Here is a 648-nt window from a genome sequence, read left to right as displayed (position 1 = left end):
GGCCGCGCAGAACGGCCTGGGCGATCTCCAGGGCACTCAGGTGGCTGTTGAGCTGGGCCTCGGCGCCCTCGTCTGCCGTGAGGTCCCGGCTCAGCCAGCGGGTGGCGATGTGGGCCAGGGCGGCTTCGGCATCGCTGGCGGCGATGTACAGGCTGGCGCCGCTGTCAAAACGCACCATTTCCACCGACTTCAGCTGATCCACCTCGCCGGTGCCGGTGTGGGTGAGCACCAGGGCATCGCCTTCGCGGGTGACGATGTAGTCCTGCAGGCTGCCGCTTTGCAANCAGCGGGTGGCGATGTGGGCCAGGGCGGCTTCGGCATCGCTGGCGGCGATGTACAGGCTGGCGCCGCTGTCAAAACGCACCATTTCCACCGACTTCAGCTGATCCACCTCGCCGGTGCCGGTGTGGGTGAGCACCAGGGCATCGCCTTCGCGGGTGACGATGTAGTCCTGCAGGCTGCCGCTTTGCAAGGCCGTGTCCCAACCCAAACCACCATCCAGGCGGTCGTTGCCGCTGCCGCCCGAGAGGGTGTCATTGCCGGTGCCCCCAAAGACCACATCGTCGCCCGCATCGCCAAACACCTGGTCGTTACCGCCCAGGCTGCCCACAATGTCGTTGCCGCCGCCGCCGTGCAGCACGTCGTCGT

General features: G+C 67.4%; 1 pseudogene. It reads right to left on the bottom strand.

The window, feature by feature from the left end:
- Positions 1 to 648: pseudogene (locus QZH66_RS17905) on the bottom strand (hypothetical protein); the annotation flags it as partial.

The sequence above is a fragment of the Stenotrophomonas sp. YIM B06876 genome, from assembly GCF_030711595.1.
Taxonomy (GTDB): Bacteria; Pseudomonadota; Gammaproteobacteria; order Xanthomonadales; family Xanthomonadaceae; genus Stenotrophomonas.
The sequence above is the reverse complement of the archived record's forward strand: the minus strand, read 5'-3'. Positions and strand labels throughout refer to the sequence as shown.